Raw genomic sequence first — 22,751 nt, 5'->3', positions numbered from 1 at the left:
GGAAAAAAGGGTGCATCACAGGCGTTGGCTCAACAGGGCCATGAACTGCTGGATTTCGTCCGAGTTGTTAAGCAAACCGGGGGACGTGCGGATCACCGGGCCGACATCGCGGTCGACCGCATCGATCACCACGCGGTTTTTCAGCATATGGGCGACGACCGCTTCGCTGTCCTGGTCCTTGACCCGAAAGAAGGTAAAACCGGCCGACAGGTCGCTGCGGCGCGGCGTCACCAGTTCGATCTGCGGATGCGCCAGCAACTGGGTTTTGAGTTCGCTGTTGAGCGCGTGGATGCGCGCCTCAACCTGTGCCTTGCCCAGTTGCAGGTGCAGTTTGAAAGCCTCATCGGCTGCCCAGCGATGCTCAAAGGCGTGGTAGCCACCGGGCGTCATGGTGGTGGCAAAGTTGGTGTCTTCTGAGAAGGTCGGCACCATGGGCGTGACGTATTTGTTTTCGGCATCGCGGGCGCAGACCAGCCCGGTGCCGCGTGGGCCGAACATCCATTTATGCGTGCCGGCGATAAAGAAGTCGCAGTGCATGGCCGGGAAGTCGAGGTTTTCCACGCCAAAACCATGCACGCCATCGACCACATACAGGATGCGGTCGTTGTCGTCGCGGTTGCGATTGAGTTCCTCCACCAGCGTGCCGATCTCGCCGATCGGCAGCTTCACGCCACTGCCAGACTGCACCCAGGTCATGCCCAGCACGCGGGTAGTGGGGCGAATCGCGCGCTTGATATTACCCAGCACCTCGTCACTGGAGACCTGGCTGGCCCGTTCGAACAAGCGGATGCGCCGCACCTGGGTGCCTTGGCGGGCGACGCGAAAATCCAGCACGTTCTGGGTGGCGTAGTGTTCGTGTTCGGTGGTGAGGATTTCCTGGTCGGGGCGCAGCTTGATTCCGCCGTAGATCATCGCCAGGCCCTCGGAGGTGCTGCCGGTGAGCGCGATCTGCGCCGGCTGGGCGTTCAGGTAACGACCTGCCCATTCGCGCACCTGGCCTTCACGTTTCCAGGTTTCTTCCAGGCCCCAGTCCATGGCCAGGCCGGGGTTGCGGTCGATCTGCTGGCGGTAGCGCTCAATGGCGTCGCGCACGGGGCGTGGGTGGGAGGTGACCAGGAAGTTGGAAAAGTGCAGGTAGTCCGGGTCCTGAGTGAACAGCTGTTTGAAACCCGTCCATGGGTCGTTGGTGGCGGGCGCCTGAGTGGCTGCCTGGGCGTGCGCGAGCAATGCACTGCCCAGTGGCAAGCTGGCGGCGAACACCCCGGCCTGCTTGAGGAATGTACGGCGGTCGGTCATGGACTGGCTTCTGAGTAATTAGCGGTTGGCCAACGGCTTGGCGGCTTTTTGTACCTGGTCCCACACCCGCAGGAAGTTGCCTCCCCACAGCTTGGCGATGTCGGCTTCGGAGTAGCCGCGCTGGATCAGTTCGGCGGTGACATTGCGCACATCGCCGACGTTCTCCCAGCCCTGGATGCCGCCGCCGTCGTTGAAGTCCGAGGCGATGCCGACGTGGTCGATGCCGATCTTGCGCACGGTGTAGTCGATGGCATCGCCCCAATCCTTGAGGGTGGCCTTGGGTTCTTCCTCAAGAATGGCGTACAGCCCCTGGGCGTATTGGCCGAACTTCTGCTCGGACCAGGCGGCGATGATGGCGTCGCCGGGCATCAAGGCCATGGCCAGGTTGGGCAGCGGCGGCAAATCGAAGCGCGCACGCAAGGTGTTGAGCTTGTCCTGAGTGGGTTGGCTCAATGGGCGCAAATAGGCCGGGAAGCCCACCACCTGCACCACACCGCTGCTGTTTTTGATCAGTTGCAGTTCTTTGTCGCTGAGGTTGCGCGGGATATCCACCGAGGCACGCGGCGCCGAGTGCGAGGCAATCATGGGGGTGCGGCTCAATTGCGCGACTTGTTCCAGCGCCTTGGTCGACATCTGCGACACATCGATGATCACACCCAGGTCATTGAGGCGCTGCACCGCTTGTTGGCCGATAGGTGACAGCCCTTCAAGCGCGTCGGTGCTGTCATTGAAAAACGGCAACGGGCGTGACGAGTCGGACCAGGCGTTGTTGCCGATATAGCTGAAACCGAACATGCGCATGCCGCGTGCGGCCCACAGGTCCAGCTGGTTGAGGTCGTCGCCCAGCGGGTAGGCGTTGAGCATGCTGATAAAGATCGCAAACTTGCCTTCGCCATGCAGGCGCCGCATATCGTCCGGGGTGTAGGCGATGCCGACCTGGTTGGGGAAGTCGCGCACCATGCCGGAGATGATCTTGTAGCGCACCTCCTGCTCGTGACGGGCCTCTTCGACAAAACCGTCGGTGGGTTTGTGCGGCGCGTTGGGGCCGTTCCAGATTTCCGGCCAGCCGAAAATCGTCAGGGCCGCGCCCGACAAACGCCCGCGTGCCGCCTTGGCCAGGTCGAACTGGCCACTGCCATCCTTGTCGGCTTCGTTGCCGGCGGTGCCGAAATCCATGGGCACGGTGATATGGCTGTCGAACGACAACAAGCGGTCCTGCATTTCGTTGGCCTGCTTGATCACCTCCAGCGGGTAGCCGGCATTGCCTTTGAACCAGTGATCCCAGGCCAGGAAACCGACCCCGGCGCCGATGGCCAGTGCCAGCGGCAGGCCGATATACAGCGCCTTTTTCGAACGTGATTTTGTCATTGCCATCTCAGTCAGTTGAGGCCTTTGCTATCAGGGAAGAACGAGCCATGACCGGGGAAATTTAGGCGCGGGCGCGGCAACGGTAAATTTCTTGCGGCCGTCAACGTTCTAGCTCTGATCAAGCTGTTTCCTAAGGTAAACAATGACCCTCTCTCGACGTGGCTTCATCGCCGGCCTGGCGCTGACCGGCGCTGCCGTGCCAGCGGCCCTTTATGCCCACCGCGAGCTGACGCGTGAAGAATTCCCGATCACGCCGGGCGAGGCCACGGTGGACCTGGCCGACACCGCCGGCCAACACCTGGCCAATACCCTGCGCGGTGTGTGGAGCCTGCGCCTGGAGGGCCGCGATGCGGGCCTTAAAGGCTTGCCGCTGCAAGGCCTGGAGCTGTTGCTCGACATCGCCCCGCGTGGCCGTGGCTTGCGTGGCTATCTGGACACCGCTGCAAACCTGCGTGCCGAGGGCGAGCCGCGTTACCGCGTGCTCGGTGATCTGCTGACGGGCGAGGGCGCCGTGCTCTACTGGCGCCTGATCGACCGCGACGCCGCGGATGGCGCACCGGCCTATGAGTTCAAGATGACCCTCGACGAAGTTTGGGCCGACTTCGCCAATGCCGGCAGCAGCACCCTGAGCGGGCAGGTTCTCGACCTTGAGCGCCCCCTGGCCCTGACCGAGCGCGACAACCGCTTTATCGCCCACAAGCAACTGTTCCCCGAAGCGCGCCAGCGTATCGGCCTTAACCCGACCTTGCTGGCTTGGCTGATCGCGCCTGAGCACCGGCTGTTCCACCAGCTCTGGCACGCCACCCGTGACCAGTGGCACAAGCTGTCTGAGGAAAAACGCGATGCCCTGCGCGGTATCGGTTGGCAACCCGGGCCACGCGGCCAGGAGCGCGACGCGCGCGGCAAACGCAAAGACCGTAACGGTTCGGGTATCGACTTCTTTTTCATGCACCGGCATATGCTTGGCACTGCGCGCTACATGCAAGACCTGCCTTCCTGGCCGCAATTCCCTGAACCCCAACCGGCGCTGGAACGCGATCGCCTGGGGTTTTTGCGTTATTTCGATAACCACGACGGCTTTGCGCTGCCACCCTGTTGGTCAGCACCTGATGACAGCGACTACACTCAATGGGTCAGCGATATCAAGGCGGCCGAGACCTACCACAGCAACTTCCAGGTGTGGGAGTCGCAGTACCGTGACCCGCGTTACCTGGCCAAACTGACCTTGGGCCAGTTAGGTTCGGAGATGGAGCTGGGCCTGCACGACTGGCTGCACATGCGTTGGGCCTCGGTGCCCCGCGACCCGTCCAACGGCGCGCCGGTGCCGTTCGCCCGTGACCCGGCGGACTTTGCCGCGCGTTGGTACGCGCCGCAGAACGACTTCCTGGGCGACCCGTTCTCATCGCACGTAAACCCGGTGTTCTGGCACTTTCACGGCTGGATCGATGATCGCATCGAGGACTGGTTTCGCGCCCATGAGCGGTTCAATCCAGGCGAGGTCAGCCGGCTGGAGGTCAACGGGGTCAAGTGGTTTGCCCAAGGCCGCTGGGTGGAAGTCGCTGACCCATGGCTGGGGCCGGACACCCACGGTTGCAGCACCACGCCGGGGCTGCAGATGGGGCGGTCGATGGAGATGGACCCGGAGACCATGAAGCTGGCGCTGCGCATCACCTTCGCCGAAGAAGACGGATTGCAGGCCTTGTTCAAGCGCGTGCCGAAACGGCCCTGGTATGCGCGCCACCTGAAACTCAAGTAATGCCCGGGACGTTTGGCCACAGGTCTGCAACAAGGAACAAACGTTCGGCTTCTTCCCAATCTGCGCCTTGCTGAACCAGCCGCACCAGTAATTGGGCCGGTGCCATCGGGTCGAGGTCTGCCAGCCAGGCTTGCATCTGGTCAGCACGCCACACCTGATCCTCCGAGTAATGCGCCGGCGCCAGCCAGGCGTGCCGAGGCAGGGGTTGCCAGCGCCCCGGCGGGCTCTGGCTGACGAAGTCGCGCCAATCACGCTGATGCAGCCAGCGCCCGCGCAGGTGCTGTGGTTCAACGCCCAGCGGGGATTCGGCGGTACCGGGCCACGGATAGAGCAAATACCCGCCCAGCCACAAATGTGCATCGAACTGCGCAATATCCAGCGCCGCCAGGGCTTCGCGGCTTTCCGGGCGGGCCGAAATCGGTAGTTGATGCTGGGCCAGGTGCGCGAGCTTGCGGTCCAGCCGGTCATGACAGCCGGGGCCGAGCCATTGCGCGGGGTCCTGGCCGTTGCCGTCCTGCGGCCCCAGATACAGTTTGATCGCCAGTTCCAGGTGGTGCACGCCATCGCGGTCGCGCACCAGCATGTCCAGCTCGCCCAGCGTATGCCCGGCGCGGCGGATCGGCAGGTTGGCGGCCAGTAACTCCACCCCCGGCGCATGTTGCACCGCGAATTGCCACAGGCGCTCGTAGTACAGGCCCAGGCGCCGCGTGCGCGACAGGCTTAGCCAATGCTGCAAGGCGCTGCTGTCCTGGTCGAGGGTGCGTAACCACTGTTCGAGCCGGTGCGGCGCCTGTACCCAGTCGCTGCCGGCCAGTGGGTGGCGCTGCGGCCAGGGCGTTTGCGCAAGCATCGGCGGGGCGAGCACCACCCACGCCAGGTCGCGCACCTCGGGGTGGCGCAATTGGCGGGGCAGGTTGAGCAGGTCGGGGAACACAGTCATGGTCCGAGCATAGCCTTTTAGAGCCGTTAAGGGTGGCTGAGAACCATTGTCATCAAGGCCCTGCGGCGACAAAGGGTTTTGCCTGACGCGGCCTTTCGCCCATAATCGTTCTTTTTGCCAGACCCCAAATCCCGCAGGAGCCCCATGGAGCAATTTCGCAATATCGGCATTATCGGTCGCCTGGGCAGTACCCAGGTGCTGGACACCGTCCGCCGGCTGAAAAAATTCCTGCTGGAACGCCACCTGCATGTGATCCTCGAAGACACCATCGCCGAAATCCTGCCCGGTCACGGCCTGCAAACCTCGTCGCGCAAGATGCTCGGCGAAGTCTGTGACATGGTTATTGTGGTCGGCGGCGACGGCAGCCTGCTGGGTGCCGCCCGTGCCCTGGCGCGGCACAACGTGCCGGTGCTGGGGATCAACCGTGGCAGTTTGGGGTTCCTCACGGATATCCGCCCGGATGACCTCGAAGTCGAAGTGGCCAAGGTGCTCGACGGCCATTACCTGGTGGAAAACCGCTTCCTGCTGCAAGCCGAAGTACGCCGCCACGGCGAGGCCATCGGCCAGGGCGATGCGCTCAACGATGTGGTGCTGCACCCTGGCAAATCCACGCGCATGATCGAGTTCGAGCTGTATATCGACGGCCAGTTCGTGTGCAGCCAAAAGGCTGACGGCCTGATCGTCGCCACGCCGACCGGTTCTACCGCGTACGCACTGTCGGCCGGCGGTCCGATCATGCACCCCAAACTCGATGCCATTGTGATCGTGCCGATGTACCCCCATATGTTGTCCAGTCGGCCAATTGTGGTTGATGGCAACAGTGAGCTGAAAATCGTGGTGTCCAAAGACATGCAGATCTACCCGCAAGTCTCCTGCGACGGGCAGAACCATTTCACCTGCGCCCCCGGTGACACCATCACCGTGAGCAAAAAGGCACAGAAGTTGCGGTTGATCCACCCGCTGGACCACAACTACTACGAAGTGTGCCGCACCAAGCTGGGCTGGGGCAGCCGCTTGGGGGGTGGAGGCGACTGATGCTCGATCCCGCGCGTAGCTACGACCTGATTGGTGACGTGCACGGTTGCGCTCATACCCTTGAGCACTTGCTCGACCGGCTGGGCTACCATAAACAGGCTGGAACCTGGCGCCATCCGACGCGTATGGCGGTGTTCCTCGGCGATATCATCGACCGTGGGCCACGCATCCGCGAGGCGCTGCATATCGTCCACGATATGACCGAGGCCGGCCAGGCGCTGTGCATCATGGGCAACCACGAGTTCAATGCGCTGGGCTGGAGCACGCCGGCGCCGCCGGGCAGTGGCAAGCAGTTCGTGCGCGAGCACAACCCACGCCATGCGCGGTTGATCCACGAAACCCTGACCCAGTTCGAGCACCACCCGGCCGACTGGCACGACTTCCTCGGCTGGTTCTACGACATGCCGCTGTTTGTCGACGCCGGGCGGTTTCGCGTGGTGCATGCGTGTTGGGACGAAGGCTTTATCCAGCCGCTGCGCGCCACCTTCCCGGATGGCTGCATCGACCAGCACTTTTTGCAGGCCGCCGCCGTGCCGGGCAGCTTTGCCTGCAACGCCTTCGACCGCCTGCTGCGCGGCACCGACATGCGCCTGCCGGACGGCCTGACGCTGACCGGTGGCGATGGCCTGACGCGCTCATTTTTCCGCACCAAATTCTGGGAAGACGACCCCAAAACCTACGGCGACATCGTGTTCCAGCCCGATGCATTGCCGGAGCCGGTGGCGCGTACGCCGTTGTCGTCGACCGAAAAAAATTCCCTGTTGCGTTATGGCGTCGACGAACCCTTGTTGTTCGTCGGGCATTACTGGCGCAGCGGCAAGCCGGCGCCGATCCGCGACAACCTGGCCTGCCTGGACTACAGCGCGGTGCTGTACGGCAAGCTGGTGGCGTATCGACTGGACCAGGAAACCCGCCTGGATCCGCGTAAATTTGTATGGGTCGACGTTGAGCGCCCTGAGGTATTCACATGAATCTCTGTGTACCGACACTGCACATTTAAGGAAGCACCATGGATGATTCGACGTTCGATCAGTTAGAGGCGGCTTTGTCTGCGGCGCCCGGCAATGTTGCACTGCTGACGATGCTGCTCGGCGCCAGCCTTGAGCGGGGCGAGCTTGAGCGCGGGCTTAACCTGCTGCCGGCCGACCTTGAACAATGGCCCAACGCCGCAGCCCTTAAGCTGGCAGCCGCGCAGCTGTGTCTTGCCGCCGGCCAGGCGCCACGTGCCTTGCAACTAATAGAAGGCAACGACCCTGCCGCACGCCTGCTCAAGGCGCGCGCGCTGGCGTCGCTGGAACGCCTCAAGGAAGCCCAGGTGGAATACCGCGCGGCAGTCGATGCCAACCCGGCGCTGGAAGACATGGCGCTGTGGCGTCGGTTGAATGTGTCGGTGCTGGATTTTCCTGCGGCCGAAGGGCGCCCGCGCCTGCGCGTGATCTCCAATGACGACACTGACAAGAGCGAAGTGGTACGCCTGCTGGTGCCGGAAAAAGAAACCCTGACCTTTGATGACATTGGCGGCCTGGATGAGCTGAAAAAAACCATCCACAAAAAGATCATCCTGCCGTATCAAAAGCCGGGTTTGTTCCAGCGCTTTCGCAAGAAGGTTGGCGGCGGTGTACTGCTTTATGGCCCGCCGGGCTGTGGCAAGACCTTGCTGGCACGCGCTACAGCCGGAGAATGCAAGGCGACGTTTTTCAATGTGGCCATTTCCGACGTGCTGGATATGTATATCGGCGAGTCCGAGCGCAAGTTGCACGCCTTGTTCGAACAGGCGCGTGCGCAGGCGCCAGCGGTGATGTTTTTCGATGAGGTCGAGGCGCTGGGTGGTAAACGCTCCAATACCCGCGAATCTACATCGTCCAAGCTGGTCAGCCAGTTTTTGTCTGAGATGGACGGCTTTACCAATGACAACCACGGCGTACTGATCCTTGCCGCGACCAACGTGCCGTGGTCGGTGGATTCGGCATTCCGTCGCCCCGGCCGCTTTGACCGGGTGCTGTTTGTGCCGCCACCGGATCGCGCTGCGCGCGAAAGCATGCTCAAGGTGATGATGAAAGGGCGGCCGATGGCGGATGATATCGACTTTGCCTTTCTGGCCAAGAACACCTCGGGCTTTTCCGGCGCGGACCTCAGTGAACTGGTGGAAACAGCCGCTGATGAGGCAATTGAAGCATCGATTGAAAGTGGCGCCGAACAGTCTATTTGCGACCGCCATTTCAAGGCAGCGTTGAAAGATGTACGTGCCACCACCCTGGAGTGGCTGACCACCGCGCGCAATTACGCGCGATACGCTAATGAAGGCAATCAATATGACGAGGTGCTGGCCTTCCTCGACAAACACGGGAAGGGTCGCTGATGGCGCAGTACGGCGGATACCGCATTGAAGACGAACCGCGGCCGGGCGCCCTCGCCAAGTGGGCCGTTTCACCGCTGTGGCCATTGCTGGGTTTGATGTTGGGCGGAGCATGGCTGGGCTTGCCATGGTTTGTGTTCAATTCCATTGCCGTCGGCAGCCCGACACGGGTGCGTGAATGGATCCTCGCTGGCGTGGCGCTGTTCGGCAGCCTAGTGATCGGCTTGGGGCTGATGCAATTGGTGGGTTTTGGCTACGTCCAGACCCAGGCTGAGATTCAATACGCCTTGCTGGTGCTGGTCGTGTGGAAGTTGAGTATTGGCTACATGCTCTATATGCAGCAGAACGCGACCATCGAGATTTATCAGTACTACGGCGGCGTGCTCAGTCGCTTTGGTCTTCCATTGGCGTTGATCGGTGGTTTTGTGCTTAAGGGCATGGTTGTCAAATGGGTGCCCAGCACCCTTTGGTATCTGGTGGTGAGCTGATGAATACCGACTATCTGTTGCAATTGGCTTATCAGCGTCTGCAGGCGGATCACAATGACGGCGCCATCGACGCGCTGCGCCAACTGTTGGCCAGTGATCCGCACTCGGCCGAAGCCCATGCGCTGCTGGCTATCTGTTTGATGAACATGCGTCGCGTCCATGCGGCCAAGCGCGAAGTGCAATTGGCGCTGGCCGCCGACGCGCAGTTACCAATGGCCCACTACGCCGCTGCCCAGGTGGCGATAGCCATGCGCAAATTCAGCTTGGCCCAGGAGCATTTGACCCAGTTATTGGATATGGAACCGCTCAACCCCAGCAATCACCGCTGTCTGGCGGAGCTTTATCAGTTGACCGGCCGTCTGGCCCAGAGCCGTGAGCCGCTGGAAGAAGCGCTGGAGCTGGCCCCTGATGATGCCGCCAATTTGGTAGCCATGGCGCAGTTTCATCGTACGAGCGCTCACTGGGATCAGGCGTATCGGTTCGCGCGCGAGGCGTTGCAGGCCGATCCAGGTAACGCGGGCGCCGTGGTGGTGCTTGGCCATTTACTGCTGCGTGAAGGCGATATCAATGGCGCCCGTGACCATGCGATCTGGGCATTGCAGGAAAACGCCACGAACGTTGCGGCACTGCATCTCCTGACGGCAGTAAAAGCCCGCAGTAATGTGTTTTTGGGGGCCTGGTGGCGTTTCAATAATTGGATGAGCGAGCGCAGCGCTACCCGGGCCATTGTCCTGCTGCTGTTTATGTTCGTGATCTATCGTGTGGTAGTCATCACCCTGACGGCCCATGATTACCCCCAGTTGGCCCAAATGATTGATTGGGTATGGCTGGGGTTCGCTGCCTATACCTTCGCTGCGCCGCAGATTTTCCGGCGTCTGCTCGAAAAGGAGCTGGTCCAGGTCAAGTTGTCCAAGGAGTTCTGACGTGTCGTTATCGAGCCCCACCGTCCATTTTCATCATTGCATTCGCTGAACCAGCGACCGTTATAAAGAGGTTGTGCACATGTCGTCCTTTGCTGAAATGATCGAAAACATCACCCCGGACATCTACGAGAGCCTCAAGCTGGCCGTGGAAATCGGCAAGTGGTCCGATGGCCGCAAGCTCACCGCCGAGCAGCGTGAGCTGTCCTTGCAAGCGGTGATCGCCTGGGAAATCCAGAACCTGCCAGAAGAGCAGCGCACCGGCTACATGGGCCCGCAGGAATGCGCGTCGAAGTCGGCGCCGGTGCCGAACATTCTGTTCAAGTCGGATGCGATCCATTGATTGAAATTGGTCGCGGTGCAGTCAGCAAAATGTCGGCGCAACTCGGTGAGCCGACCGTTCAATACGCGTTTCGCCTGGGCGACACCGAGGTGCCGGTCAACCCGTTGATCGGTACCCACGTGCGCCTGGAGTATCTCGGTGCCATTCATTGCAGCCATTGCGGCCGCAAGACCAAGACCAGTTTCAGCCAGGGTTACTGCTACCCGTGCATGACCAAACTGGCCCAGTGTGACCTGTGCATCATGAGCCCCGAGCGTTGCCATTACGACGCCGGCACCTGCCGTGATCCGGGCTGGGGCGAACAATTCTGCATGACCGACCACGTGGTGTACCTGGCCAACTCGTCGGGCATCAAGGTCGGCATCACCCGTGCCACCCAGTTGCCGACCCGCTGGCTCGACCAGGGTGCCAGCCAGGCGCTGCCGATCATGCGCGTGGCGACCCGTCAGCAATCCGGTTTCGTTGAAGACCTGTTTCGCAGCCAAGTGGCCGATAAAACCAACTGGCGTGCTTTACTCAAGGGCGATGCGCAATCGGTGGACCTCAAGCAGGTACGCGATGAGCTGTTCGCCACCTGCGCCGACGGCTTGCTGGGGTTGCAGGAACGCTTTGGCTTGCAGGCCATCCAACCGGTAACCGACATCGAACCGATCGAAATTCGTTACCCGGTCGAGCAATACCCGGCCAAGATCGTCAGCTTCAACCTGGACAAGAACCCGATTGCCGAAGGCACGTTGCTGGGGATCAAGGGCCAATACCTGATCTTCGACACCGGCGTTATCAACATTCGTAAGTACACGGCCTACCAGCTCGCCGTGCATCAGTAAAAAGGATGCTATCCATGCGCACCGAACAACCGAAGATGATTTACCTGAAGGACTATCAGGCGCCGGATTACCTGATCGAAGAGACGCACCTGACCTTCGAGTTGTTCGAGGACCACAGCCTGGTCCATGCGCAGCTGGTGATGCGCCGCAACCCCGAGCGCGGCGCCGGCCTGCCGCCGCTGGTGTTCGATGGCCAGCAGCTGGAGCTGCTGACGGTCAACCTGGGTGACAAGGAACTGAGCGAGGCCGACTACCAGCTGACCGACAGCCACCTGACCCTGCACCCGACCCGCGAAACCTTCACGGTCGACACCAGCGTGCGTATCCACCCGGAAACCAACACCGCCCTCGAAGGCCTGTACAAATCCAGCGGCATGTTCTGCACCCAGTGCGAGGCCGAAGGTTTCCGCAAGATCACTTACTACCTCGACCGCCCGGACGTGATGAGCACCTTCACCACCACGGTGATCGCCGAGCAACACCGCTACCCGGTGCTGCTGTCCAACGGCAACCCGATTGCCAGCGGCCCTGGTGAAGACGGCCGCCATTGGGCGACCTGGGAAGATCCGTTCAAGAAACCGGCCTATCTGTTCGCGTTGGTGGCCGGCGATTTGTGGTGCGTTGAAGACAGCTTCACCACCATGACCCACCGCGAAGTGGCACTGCGCATCTACGTCGAGCCGGAAAACATCGACAAGTGCCAGCACGCCATGACCAGCCTGAAAAAATCCATGCGCTGGGACGAAGAAACCTACGGCCGCGAGTACGACCTCGACATCTTCATGATCGTGGCGGTCAACGACTTCAACATGGGTGCCATGGAGAACAAGGGCCTCAATATCTTCAACTCCAGCGCCGTGCTGGCCCGCGCCGAAACCGCCACCGACGCTGCGCACCAGCGCGTCGAGGCGATTGTTGCCCACGAATACTTCCACAACTGGTCGGGCAACCGCGTGACCTGCCGCGACTGGTTCCAGCTGTCGCTCAAGGAAGGCTTCACCGTGTTCCGGGACTCGGGCTTCTCCGCCGACATGAACTCGGCCACGGTCAAGCGCATCCAGGATGTGGCGTACCTGCGCACCCATCAGTTCGCCGAAGACGCCGGCCCGATGGCCCACGCAGTGCGCCCGGACAGCTTTATCGAGATCTCCAACTTCTACACCCTGACCGTGTACGAAAAGGGCTCGGAAGTGGTCGGCATGATCCACACCTTGCTCGGCGCCGAAGGCTTCCGTAAAGGCAGTGACCTGTACTTCGAGCGCCATGACGGCCAGGCCGTGACCTGCGACGACTTCATCAAGGCCATGGAAGACGCCAACGGCGCCGACCTCAGCCAGTTCAAGCGCTGGTACAGCCAGGCCGGTACGCCGCGTCTGGCGGTGAGCGAGTCGTTTGATGCCGCCGCCAAAACCTACAGCCTGACGTTCCGTCAAAGCTGCCCGCAAACCCCGGACAAGGTTGAGAAACTGCCGTTCGTGATTCCGGTGGAGTTGGGCTTGCTGGACGGGCAGGGCGCCGCTATCGCCTTGCGCCTGGCCGGTGAAGCGGCAGCTGGCGGCACGTCACGGGTGATTTCGGTGACTGAGGCTGAGCAGACCTTCACCTTCGTCGATATCGCCGAAAAGCCGTTGCCTTCGCTGCTGCGTGGCTTCTCGGCGCCGGTGAAACTGAGCTTCCCGTACAACCGCGACCAACTGATGTTCCTGATGCAGCACGACAGCGATGGTTTCAACCGCTGGGATGCCGGCCAGCAATTGTCGGTGCAAGTGTTGCAGGAGCTGATCGCCCAGCATCAGCAAGGCCAGGCGTTGAAGCTCGATCAGCGCCTGATCGACGCACTGCGCACGGTTCTGAGCGATGAAAGCCTGGACCAGGCCATGGTCGCCGAAATGCTCTCGCTGCCAAGCGAAGCCTACCTCACGGAAATCAGCGAAGTCGCAGATGTGGAGGCTATTCACGCCGCCCGTGAGTATGCCCGCATGCAACTGGCCGACAACCTGTTCGAAGCGCTGTGGCTGCGTTACCAGGCCAATCGCGAGCTGTCCAAGCAGACGCCTTATGTGGCGGCGGCCGAGCACTTTGCGCGGCGCGCCTTGCAGAACATCGCGCTGTCGTACCTGATGCTCAGCGGCAAGCCCGAAGTGTTGGCCGCAACCCTGGATCAGTTCGACACCAGCGACAACATGACCGAGCGCCTCACGGCATTGGCGGTGTTGGTGAACTCGCCGTTCGAGGCGGAAAAAGCCCAGGCGTTGGCGGTGTTTGCCGAGAACTTCAAGGACAACCCGTTGGTGATGGACCAGTGGTTCAGCGTGCAGGCGGGCAGCACGTTGCCGGGCGGGTTGGCGCGGGTCAAGGCGCTGATGGAGCACTCTGCGTTCAACATCAAGAACCCGAACAAGGTGCGTGCACTGGTGGGTGCCTTTGCCGGGCAGAACCTGATCAACTTCCATGCGGCGGACGGCTCGGGTTATCGCTTCCTGGCGGACCTGGTGATCCAGCTCAATGGCTTCAACCCGCAGATCGCGTCGCGCCAGTTGGCGCCGCTGACCCGCTGGCGCAAATACGACAGCGCCCGTCAGGCGCTGATGAAGGCGCAGCTGGAGCGCATTCGTGCCTCGGGCGAGCTGTCGAGCGATGTGTTCGAGGTGGTCAGCAAAAGCCTTGCGTAAGCTGGGCGCCTAAAAAAACGGCCTGTTCAGGCCGTTTTTTTTCGTCTCAAATAACCGGTGGTCGCGGTGTGTCTGCGCCATGGTCGAGCGCGAAGCGCTCCGCGATAATCCCGTGGGGAACGCCCAATGGGATTGCGCCGGCAGTGTCCAGGCGGGTGACTTGCTCGGTCGACAGCTGCACGTTCAGTGCGCCTAACGTGGCATCCAGCTGCGCACGGGTGCGTGATCCAAGGATCGGGATCAGCGCGGTCGTCGAGCGCCGGGCCTTTTCCCGTAGCCAGGCGATGGCGACGTGGGTGGGGCTTGCCTCCAATTCGCCGGCAACCGCCAGCAAGGTATCGAGCACGGCCGTTTCACGCGCGCTTTGTTCGGAATGGATCAGTATGCCCAGCTTGTTGGCGCGATTGTCGTCCAGGCTTTCGCGGTATTTGCCGGTGAGAAAGCCGCCGCCCAACGGTGACCACAGCGTGGCGGCCAGGCCCAGGGCTTCGGCCATCGGCAGCACTTCACGTTCGGCGCTGCGTTCGACCAGGCTGTATTCCACCTGTACACCAATGACCGGCGCGAAATTGCGTACTTCGGCCAGCAGGTCGGCGCGGGCGATGCGCCAGGCCGGGAAGTTCGACAGGCCGGCATAGTGGATCTTGCCGGCGCGCACCAGGTCATCGAAACCGCGCAGGATCTCTTCCATCGGCGTGACGTTGTCGCTCATGTGCGCCCAGAGCAGGTCGATGTGCTCGGTGTTCAAGCGTTTCAGGCTTTCTTCGACCGCCCGCACCATGTTCTTGCGGTTGTTGCCGAGCTTGATCGTGCCTTCGTCGGACGGCTGGGTGCGCAGGCTGTATTTGGTGGCAACCACCAGGTTGTGACGCTCGGTGGCGATAAATTCCCCCAGCAGCTTTTCGGCCTGGCCGAACTGGTAACCGTTGGCGGTATCGAGGAAATTGCCGCCTGCTTCGAGGTAGCCGTCGAATATCTGTTTGGCTTCCTCGCGCTCGGCGCCATGCCCCCAGCCCGTGCCGAAATTGCCGGTGCCCAAGGCCAGTTCGGATACTTGCAGACCGCTGCGGCGGCCGAAGACTTTATTGCGCATACAGAGACTCCAGAAAGGCTGAGATTTATACATGTCTTGAAACATGTATTTAATATGATCTCGGTAATTTATTCGGTCAAGAGACTTTTTACTGCTGACATTTTCTGACAGGGCGCTCTGCTAAGCTGCGGCACTTTTGGCTGTTTCGGCGGGGTCCACGTGTCGCGCACTACTCGTTTACTCACTTTGTTGCAGGCACTGCGGGGCAAGAAGCGCCCGGTGACCGCAGCGGTACTGGCTGCGCAGCTGGAAGTGTCCGAGCGCACGCTCTACCGCGATATCGCCGAGCTGACGGCCCTCGGCGCGCCGATTTTTGGTGAGGCGGGGGTGGGTTATGTGTTGCGTAGCGGACTGTTTTTGCCGCCCTTGATGCTCAACGCCGAGGAAACTGAAGCCATCGTGCTGGGCTTGCGCTATGTGGACCAGCGCGGCGATGACGTGCTCAGCCGTGCGGCGGCGAATGCCTTGGCAAAAATCGCCGATGTGCTCGACCCGGCGGCGCAGGAAGCCTTGCGTAACCCCACGCTGCTGCCGGGGCCGCCGGGGTTTGGCTACCCGGAAAACCGCGTGCCGCTGAATGTGTTTCGTGAGGCGATTCGCAACCAGGCCAAGCTGCATATCGATTACGCCGACGCCAGCCAAACCCAGAGCCGGCGGCTGATCTGGCCGCTGGCATTGGGGTTTCTCAATGAGGTGCGTGTGATCGTGGCCTGGTGCGAGTTGCGTGGCGCTTATCGTACGTTTCGCACCGACCGGGTGGCCGCAGCTGACGCCCACGGTGAGCGTTACCCTGGCCGGCGCAGCGACCTGCTGCGCGGCTGGCGCAAGTTGATGGACCACAATGATTCAGCACCGTTTACTCCTGACAAAAACTGACACACGGCTGGCTTAGCATGGCGCCATAAATCACTAAAAAGGAGCTGTGCCATGTCTTTTCCAGCGTTGGCCCCCGCCATTGCAGCCTATATAACCGCGACCAATACCGGCGACACCTCTGCTATTGCCCAGTACTTTGCCGACGATGCCAATGTGTTCGATGAAGGCGAGCATCAGGTCGGTCCGACAGCCATTGCCCGCTGGGTCGAAGACACCGGGCGGCGCTATCAGCCCCGTGTAGAAGTGCTCAACGTGCAGCACCGCACCGGCAAGGTATTGGTCAGCAACCGGGTCTCGGGCAATTTCCCCGGTAGCCCACTGGAGCTGCGCTATACCTTCCGCCTGAACGAGCAGGGCAAGATTTCACGGCTGGATATCTCGCTGTAAGTCATACTGGCACGCATGACTTTCGACTCGCCGCTCGCCGCCTACCAACACGCCATCGCCCAGCAAGGCTTCGTGCCCGACGACGCCCAGCGCCGGGCGGTGCAAGCCCTGCAAACCTGCTTTGAGGCCCTGCACCAAGGCCGCTCGCCGATTTCCGGGGTTTACCTGTGGGGGCCGGTGGGCCGGGGCAAGACCTGGCTGATGGACCAGTTCTATCAGAGCCTGCGCGTTCCCGCGCGGCGCCAGCATTTTCATCACTTCATGGGCTGGGTGCATCAGCGTTCTTTCCAGCTCAGCGGCATCCAGGACCCCTTGCAGGCTTTGGCACGGGAACTCAGCCAGGAGGTGCGCGTGCTGTGTTTCGACGAGCTGTTCGTCAACGACATTGGTGATGCGATCATTCTTGGCCGACTGTTCCAGGTGATGTTCGAGGAGGGCGTGGTCATCGTCTGCACCTCCAACCAACCGCCGGACGAGCTGTACGCGGGCGGCTTCAACCGCGAGCGATTCCTGCCGGGCATCGAGGCTATCAAGCGGCATATGCACGTGGTGGCGGTAGACGGCGGTGAAGATCACCGTTTGCACCCTGGTGTGGGGTTGCAGCGCTATTGGGTGAATCAACCGGAGGCACTCGCTTCGGTGTTCAGCCAATTGAGTGAAGGGCAGGTGGTCAGCAGCGGGGCGGTCGCCGTCGGTTTTCGCTCGATCAAGGCGGTACAGTCCTGCGATTCGGTACTCTGGTGTCGTTACGCCGATCTGTGCGAGCAGCCTTTGTCGGCGATGGACTTCATGCTGCTGTGCGATCGCTACAAGGCGATCCTGCTGGGCGAGGTGCCCAACCTGAGCGCACAAAAACGCCCGGCCCGGATTGCCCGTGGCACCGAGGATGCGGCTCAACGCGTGGTGGCGGGTGATCGAGAGCTGCCTGAATTGTCGGTACACGATGACAGTGTGCGACGCTTCATCGCACTGGTCGATGAATGCTATGACCGCAAGGTGCCATTATTTATCGAGGCCCAGGTGCCGTTGACGAGCCTTTACACCGAGGGCTACCTGGAGTTTGCGTTCCGGCGCACCTTGAGCCGTTTACAAGAGATGCAACTGCAGCGTTTTGGCGTCCAGGAAAAATCCCTGGCGGATGACGCCTGTTGATACGCACAACCTTCGTACTTTCCGTCAGGCATTTGTAGTTAATCTCCTTCATCTGCGACTGACTCCCCGCTTACAATCACCCTCTCAAAGGGAACCGATTCCCTTGTTGTCGTGATTGAGGAAGGAAATGGACACCCCAGACATCCTGGTGCTGCAAGCCAGCTACACCAACCCTGTGCACGCTGACGCCATTGGCTTGGTGCTCAACCATTACGCTGAAGACCCAATGGGTGGCGGCCACACGCTGCCAGCCGATCTGTTGCTGCAACTGCCAGCCGAACTGGCCAAGCGCCCCCACGCTTTCAGCGTATTGGCGTTTGTCGGCGGGGAGCCGGCGGGTCTGGTCAATTGCTTCGAAGGGTTCTCGACGTTTGCCTGCCGCCCGTTGATCAACGTGCACGATGTGGTGGTGATGAATCAGTTTCGGGGCCTGGGGCTTAGCCAGAAAATGCTGCTCAAGGTCGAGGAGATCGCCCGTCAGCGCGGTTGCTGCAAGATCACCCTGGAGGTGCTCCAAGGCAATGACGTGGCGCAAGCGGCCTATCGCAAGTTCGGTTTTGATGATTCGATTTTTGATCCCGCCCATGGCCGCATGCTGTTCTGGAGCAAGCCGCTTTAATCACGGCGCTTAATATCGGCGGCATAAAAAAAGGCGCCATTAAATGGCGCCAAATTAACCTTTGCCAAAGGAGCGGATTGGCACAGGGGCATGCGGATTAACTAAAGATTAAATCAGCTGTTAGGTTGTTGTTCAGCGCGGGACTGTTCGGTCTTTACATTCTTGCCGTCGGCCAGTGCGGTTTTGTCCGTGGTGCCGTGAATTTGCTGCTGGTCGAAGGCGAAGTTGTTGTAAAACTCCTTCGAGCGCTCTGAACCGCCCTCTGCGAAGGCAGCAACGGAGGTCAGGCTCATCAGGCCGGCAAGCATCAGGGTCGAAAGTTTCATGGCAGTATTCCCATTAAGAGTGATTGGTGTGTGATCGCTCCGTGATCCGATTCATGGCGCGACTATGCCGCCATCTTATTAAGTAGGAATTAACATGGAACTGCCCCGAAGTTAACGTTTTTGTTAACTTCGGGGTTGCAGTTTATAGCTGCCAATCCACTGCCAGTGTGATCGAGCGTGGGTCTCCCCAATACACGCCATTATAAAAGCCGACGCGCTCGTAATATTTTTTATCAAATAGATTGTTGACGTTAACTGACGCAGAAACATGCTCGTCGAATTGGTAGCGCGACATCAGGTTGACCACGGTGTAGGCCTGCTGGGTGATCCTGGCTCGTGTGGTGATCAGGTTGCCCTTGTCGTCCCGGGCGCCCGTCGGCCGATTGCTGAGGCCGTAGAAATCGCTCTGCCAGTTCACTGCACCCCCCACGGTAAGGTTGCGCCATTCGCCTGGCAGCCGGTAGGCGCTGGAGACTTTCAGCAGGTTGAGAGGCTGTTCGGTATTGTTGCGTTTGCCCGTGCCGTACGTTGAGTGGGTGTAGGTGTAGCCGGCCGTCACATTCCAATCGGGCATGATTTCACCGGCGGCCTCCAGTTCGAAGCCCTTGACCTTGTTACCTTTTCCGCCGGTTTTGTAGTACTCCTCACCCGTGACTGGATTGGGGGGCACCGAGTCGTCCAGCTCCGCGACATTGTCCTGGCTGCTCCAGAAATACGCCGCCGCCAGGTTCAAGCGTTCGTCCAGCACGCTGCCTTTGAGGCCCACCTCATAGTTGCTGCCCACCACAGGCTCGAGGTATTTCTTGTTGGCATCCCGGTTGCTTTGTGGCTTGAATATATCCGTGTAGCTGGCGTAGACCGTGTAGTGCGGCGTCAGGTCATAAAGCAGCCCGGCGTAGGGCGTCCACATATCATTGTGGGTCTGGCGGGTTTTGTTGGCAGCAGTCAGTTGATCGTTGGCGTTGTAGGCCGGTTCTGCGCTTTCCAGCGACCAGCTGCCGTAACGGCTGCCGAGCACGGCGTGCAAACGATCTGTCAGGCTCAGGCGCGTGGCCAGGTAGCCAGCTTTCTGTTCCTTACTGCTGTGCTCACCCTTGAGGCCCGTGACGGTGTCGGGAAATTTGCCGATTCCGCCCATGTATTTCCAATCTGGAATAGTTTCGTAACCCGCAGGGTTTTGGCCTCGACGCAAAAAGGGTGATACATCGCGTTGGGCGGCTTCGCCATAGCCCACCATCAGGGCGTGTTCGCGGCCCAATAGCGTGTAGCTGCCGGCGAGATTAAGGTCGATGGCTTCCATGGTTGATTTGCCGAGCATATGGCTGGACCAGGAATACATGCCGCTGCGATCTTCATTCGGGAAGCCCGCACCGCCGTAGTAAACCTTGCCGTCGGTGTCGCTTTGCCGATGGGTGTAGGCCGCCTTCAAATGCCAGTCACCGGCGAACCGATGGTCCAGTGTCGCGAAGGCGGTTTTGTCCGTCAGCGGCCACGAACTCCAGTCTGCCGCCATGTTGGTTGAGCGCGAGAGACCGGCCTTGCCGCCCTGGCTGTTCCAGTAGGGCACAGTGCCCCAGGACGTGCCTTGCACATGCTTGTCTTGGTAATCAAACCCTACAGCCAGCACGGTATCGTCTGAAAGGTCGCCTTCCAGAATGCCGTAGCCCACCGAGCGCTGCAGCCCGTAGTTGTTTCGGAACGACTTGCTGTCGCGGTAAGCCAGTACGGTGCGTCCGCGCAATCGCCCGTCAAATGCCAGCGGCCCGCCGACATCCACGTAGCTGTAATAGTTGTCATGGCTGCCACCACTCACGCCGGTTCGCGCCTGCCATTGGGCGGTGGGGCGCTTGCGCACCATATTGACGGTGGCCGAAGGGTCGCCTGCACCGGTGGTCAACCCCGTGGCGCCGCGTACCACTTCAATGTGGTCGTAAATGATGGTGTCCGAATCCGACTTCATGTAGCCGAAGGTATTGAGCATCCCGTCAATCTGGTAGTTATTGATGCCGTAGCCACGGGCGGAATAGTAGACACGGTCGGAGTCATAATGCTGGACGTTGACACCTGTGGTCTGGCGCAGCACTTCGGTGAGGGTATTGAGGTTGAAATCATCCATCTGCTGACGGGTAATCACCGAAACCGACTGCGGGGTTTCCTTGATGGACATGTTCAGCTTGGTGGCCGTGTTCATCGAGCCGGTGGTGTAGGCCCCGGTGTGTTCGGTGGTCGCGCCCAGGCCTTCGGCGGTGATGCTGGTGGCACCCAGCTCAAGGGCGCGTGGCGGGGCAGGCTCGGGGTCGGTTTCAGCCAGCAGGTCCTGGCTCAGCGCGACGCTGAACAGGCCAAGGGTGAGGGTCATGGAACGGGTGATGGGCGCGAACATCGCAGCAGACTCCTTGTCGTCTTTGCGGCCTTCCAAAAGGGAAGGCCATGGCTCAAAGACGAAAGGAGGCGCGGGACTTTAGGCTTAAACGAGAATGATTGTTATCTTTCTGTTGCAAGGCTCAGTTTATTTTGCAACCACCTCGGAGGCGTCCGACTTCTTCGGCTTGATCAGGCTGAAATCAATCAAACCCTTTTTCTGGCCGATGTAAGGGTCACCAATCAGCAGCGGACGCGGCTTGAAGCTGTCGTTGACCAGGCTCTTGCTGCGGTCCCATTCATCGAAGCTCAGACCGGCCAGGTCGGCCCAGGTGTGGATCAGCTGCGAACTGCTGTAAGGGCGTTGCAAGTCGCTGGCAAAGCTCCAGTCGTGGGTTTCACGCCACTTCGGCGAGGCATAGGCCATGAACGGGATGGTGTACATCGGCGCCGTCGGCTTGCCTTCGTTACGGCCCAAGGTGCTGTGGCCGGCCGAGTCGAACACATCTTCGCCGTGGTCCGAGAGGTACAGCAAAAAGCCGTTCGGGTCGGTCTTGGCGTAATCCTTGATCAGGCTCGACACCACGAAATCGTTGTACAGCACCGCATTGTCGTAGCTGTTGTAGGTCGGCAACTGATCATCGCTGATGCCGGCCGGTACGCCCTGGCGATCGGTGAACTTGTCGAAGGTCGGCGGGTAACGGTACTGGTAGCTCATGTGAGTGCCCAGCAGGTGCACCACGATGAACTTGCGTTCGGCAGGTTCGGCCAGCGCCTTGGCGAACGGCGCCAGCACGTCGCCGTCGTATTGGCGGGCGTTCTGGTTGCGGTTGTTGTTGAGGTATACCTGTTCGTCAGCCTGCTCGGAAAAGGTGGTGAGCATGGTGTTGCGCTTGGTCATGGTCTGCTGGTTGGTGATCCAGTAGGTCTTGTAGCCGGCCTGTTTCATCACGCTGACGATCGACGGCGTCTTCAAGTACAGGTCCGGGTTTTCTTCGTCGGCAAACGTCAGCACCTGTTGCAGCGCTTCGATGGTGTAGGGGCGCGGGGTGATGACGTTGTCGAACACTGCCAATTGGTCGCGCAGCTTGTCCAGTTCCGGCGTGGTGTTACGCGGGTAGCCGTAGAGGCTCATGCGCTGACGGTTGGTGGATTCGCCGATCACCAGCACCAGGGTCGACGGCTGGTCGGCCATGGTGTCCTTGAGGTTCTTCAAGGGCGGGATCTTGCTGGCACTGGTGAGCATGCCCTGCATGCTGTTGAGCTGTTCGGTGTAGCGGCGGTAGGCAACGATCATCTGCCATGGCACGGCCGGTTCGACGCGGCTTTCGAAGCCGTCGATGGCCAGTTCCATGGTCGGGTTGGTCGCAATCTGCTTGACCAGCGGGTAACCGACCACCGCCAGCACGATCGCGGTGGCTGCCAGCAGCGCCTGGCCACGCGGCAGGTAAACCGGGCGCAGGCGGGTCCACAGGAAAATGGCCACGGCGGTATGGGCGATAAACGCCAGCACGATCCACCACGCGAAGTACTGGGTTGCGTATTCGCCCGCTTCAGAGATGTTCGACTCGAACATAATGAAGATGACGCTTTGTGAAAATTCCTGCTGGTAGATGAAGAAATAACCCAGGCTGGCCATCGAGCAGGCCCACAGCACCACGCCGATCAAGCCCGCGAGCAAGCGCGTACGCTTTGGGAACAGCAGCATCGGCGCGAGCCAGAACGCACTCAGGAAGAAGGCTTGGCGAAAGCCACTGAAACCGGAGGTGCCGGTCAGTTGGATCAGGAGTTGGGTAATACCCGAGAAATACCAGAAAAACAGGAACAACCAGCCAAGACCGGCCCAATCAAAGCCTTTCGCAGACTTGGTGCTGCGTTTGAACATCGCCATCCAGTACTCCAACCCGATAATTGCTCAGTCGCTGCGCAGGAATGC

Annotated in this window: 20 protein-coding genes; 13 read left to right on the top strand and 7 right to left on the bottom strand. The window is 60.6% G+C overall.

All coding sequences use genetic code 11. The annotated features are described in order from the left end of the window. Nucleotides 1-15: 15 nt before the first annotated feature. Nucleotides 16-1,296, bottom strand: a complete 1,281-nt coding sequence (gene pvdN / locus ASE80_RS19070; protein ID WP_056860314.1) for a pyoverdine-tailoring periplasmic protein PvdN — start codon at nt 1,294-1,296, stop codon at nt 16-18. Nucleotides 1,297-1,314: 18 nt separating this feature from the next. Next, nucleotides 1,315-2,664 carry a pyoverdine-tailoring dipeptidase-like protein PvdM gene (gene pvdM / locus ASE80_RS19065; protein WP_056860313.1) on the bottom strand — a complete coding sequence of 450 codons (1,350 nt, stop codon included), beginning with the start codon at nt 2,662-2,664 and terminating at the stop codon, nt 1,315-1,317. A 142-nt stretch (nt 2,665-2,806) separates the two neighbouring features. On the opposite strand from pvdM, the gene pvdP reads away from it, so the two are divergent. Then, nucleotides 2,807-4,420, top strand: a complete 1,614-nt coding sequence (gene pvdP, locus ASE80_RS19060; protein ID WP_056860312.1) for a pyoverdine maturation tyrosinase PvdP — start codon at nt 2,807-2,809, stop codon at nt 4,418-4,420. On the opposite strand, the gene ASE80_RS19055 is transcribed toward pvdP, so the two are convergent. Beyond that, complete coding sequence (locus tag ASE80_RS19055; RefSeq protein WP_017138105.1) at nt 4,413-5,360, bottom strand: DUF1853 family protein; 948 nt, start codon at nt 5,358-5,360, stop codon at nt 4,413-4,415. The two genes, pvdP and ASE80_RS19055, sit on opposite strands and share 8 nt — an antisense overlap. A 144-nt stretch (nt 5,361-5,504) precedes the next feature. Here ASE80_RS19055 and ASE80_RS19050 point away from each other — a divergent pair, with 144 nt between their 5' ends. The 8 genes from ASE80_RS19050 (at nt 5,505) to pepN (ending at nt 14,001) form a co-directional block, all read left to right on the top strand. After that, nucleotides 5,505-6,395: an NAD(+) kinase gene (locus tag ASE80_RS19050; RefSeq protein WP_010210870.1), complete on the top strand. Its 891-nt coding sequence runs from the start codon at nt 5,505-5,507 to the stop codon at nt 6,393-6,395. Next, nucleotides 6,392-7,366, top strand: coding sequence for a metallophosphoesterase (locus tag ASE80_RS19045; RefSeq protein WP_371920483.1), 975 nt, complete (start codon nt 6,392-6,394; stop codon nt 7,364-7,366). Before ASE80_RS19050 ends, ASE80_RS19045 begins: the two co-directional genes overlap by 4 nt. Before the next feature lie 38 nt (nt 7,367-7,404). Further along, nucleotides 7,405-8,754, top strand: coding sequence for an ATP-binding protein (locus ASE80_RS19040; RefSeq protein WP_056860310.1), 1,350 nt, complete (start codon nt 7,405-7,407; stop codon nt 8,752-8,754). Then, on the top strand, nt 8,754-9,239 hold the full coding sequence (locus tag ASE80_RS19035) for a hypothetical protein (RefSeq protein WP_056860309.1): 486 nt from the start codon (nt 8,754-8,756) through the stop codon (nt 9,237-9,239). Before ASE80_RS19040 ends, ASE80_RS19035 begins: the two co-directional genes overlap by 1 nt. Next, nucleotides 9,239-10,162 (top strand): tetratricopeptide repeat protein, encoded by a 924-nt coding sequence (locus tag ASE80_RS19030; RefSeq protein WP_056860308.1) that lies wholly within the window; start codon nt 9,239-9,241, stop codon nt 10,160-10,162. Before ASE80_RS19035 ends, ASE80_RS19030 begins: the two co-directional genes overlap by 1 nt. A 79-nt stretch (nt 10,163-10,241) precedes the next feature. Continuing rightward, nucleotides 10,242-10,502 (top strand): YeaC family protein, encoded by a 261-nt coding sequence (locus ASE80_RS19025; RefSeq protein WP_017138108.1) that lies wholly within the window; start codon nt 10,242-10,244, stop codon nt 10,500-10,502. Next, entirely contained in the window at nt 10,499-11,329 is an 831-nt protein-coding gene (locus tag ASE80_RS19020) for a DUF2797 domain-containing protein (protein ID WP_056860307.1), read from the top strand. The genes ASE80_RS19025 and ASE80_RS19020 overlap by 4 nt, the downstream gene beginning before the upstream one ends. 14 nt (nt 11,330-11,343) lie before the next feature. Further along, a complete protein-coding gene (gene pepN, locus ASE80_RS19015) occupies nt 11,344-14,001 on the top strand; it encodes an aminopeptidase N (RefSeq protein WP_056860306.1) in 2,658 nt (885 codons plus the stop codon). Between the two features lie 46 nt (nt 14,002-14,047). Here the strand turns inward: pepN and ASE80_RS19010 are convergent, their stop codons facing one another. Then, a complete protein-coding gene (locus ASE80_RS19010) occupies nt 14,048-15,094 on the bottom strand; it encodes an aldo/keto reductase (RefSeq protein WP_056860305.1) in 1,047 nt (348 codons plus the stop codon). Nucleotides 15,095-15,253: 159 nt separating this feature from the next. On the opposite strand from ASE80_RS19010, the gene ASE80_RS19005 reads away from it, so the two are divergent. The 4 genes from ASE80_RS19005 (at nt 15,254) to ASE80_RS18990 (ending at nt 18,128) form a co-directional block, all read left to right on the top strand. Beyond that, nucleotides 15,254-15,970: a helix-turn-helix transcriptional regulator gene (locus tag ASE80_RS19005; RefSeq protein WP_056860304.1), complete on the top strand. Its 717-nt coding sequence runs from the start codon at nt 15,254-15,256 to the stop codon at nt 15,968-15,970. A gap of 51 nt (nt 15,971-16,021) precedes the next feature. Further along, a complete protein-coding gene (locus ASE80_RS19000; RefSeq protein ID WP_056860303.1) occupies nt 16,022-16,357 on the top strand; it encodes a nuclear transport factor 2 family protein in 336 nt (111 codons plus the stop codon). 15 nt (nt 16,358-16,372) lie between these two features. Next, entirely contained in the window at nt 16,373-17,509 is a 1,137-nt protein-coding gene (zapE, locus tag ASE80_RS18995; RefSeq protein WP_056860302.1) for a cell division protein ZapE, read from the top strand. A gap of 127 nt (nt 17,510-17,636) precedes the next feature. Then, a complete protein-coding gene (locus tag ASE80_RS18990; RefSeq protein WP_056860301.1) occupies nt 17,637-18,128 on the top strand; it encodes a GNAT family N-acetyltransferase in 492 nt (163 codons plus the stop codon). 113 nt (nt 18,129-18,241) lie between these two features. Here the strand turns inward: ASE80_RS18990 and ASE80_RS18985 are convergent, their stop codons facing one another. The 3 genes from ASE80_RS18985 to ASE80_RS18975 form a co-directional block, all read right to left on the bottom strand. After that, the gene (locus ASE80_RS18985; protein WP_056860300.1) at nt 18,242-18,454 is read right to left on the bottom strand and encodes a hypothetical protein; all 213 of its coding nucleotides are present in this window, start codon (nt 18,452-18,454) and stop codon (nt 18,242-18,244) included. A gap of 142 nt (nt 18,455-18,596) precedes the next feature. Beyond that, on the bottom strand, nt 18,597-20,837 hold the full coding sequence (locus ASE80_RS18980; RefSeq protein ID WP_056860299.1) for a TonB-dependent siderophore receptor: 2,241 nt from the start codon (nt 20,835-20,837) through the stop codon (nt 18,597-18,599). Between the two features lie 126 nt (nt 20,838-20,963). Continuing rightward, nucleotides 20,964-22,706 carry a phosphoethanolamine transferase CptA gene (locus tag ASE80_RS18975; protein WP_056860298.1) on the bottom strand — a complete coding sequence of 581 codons (1,743 nt, stop codon included), beginning with the start codon at nt 22,704-22,706 and terminating at the stop codon, nt 20,964-20,966. Nucleotides 22,707-22,751: the final 45 nt, after the last annotated feature.

Origin of the sequence: Pseudomonas sp. Leaf15 (assembly GCF_001421425.1) — a bacterium.
Classification (GTDB): domain Bacteria; phylum Pseudomonadota; class Gammaproteobacteria; order Pseudomonadales; family Pseudomonadaceae; genus Aquipseudomonas; species Aquipseudomonas salomonii.
This window is presented reverse-complemented; position numbering and strand designations above follow the sequence as displayed.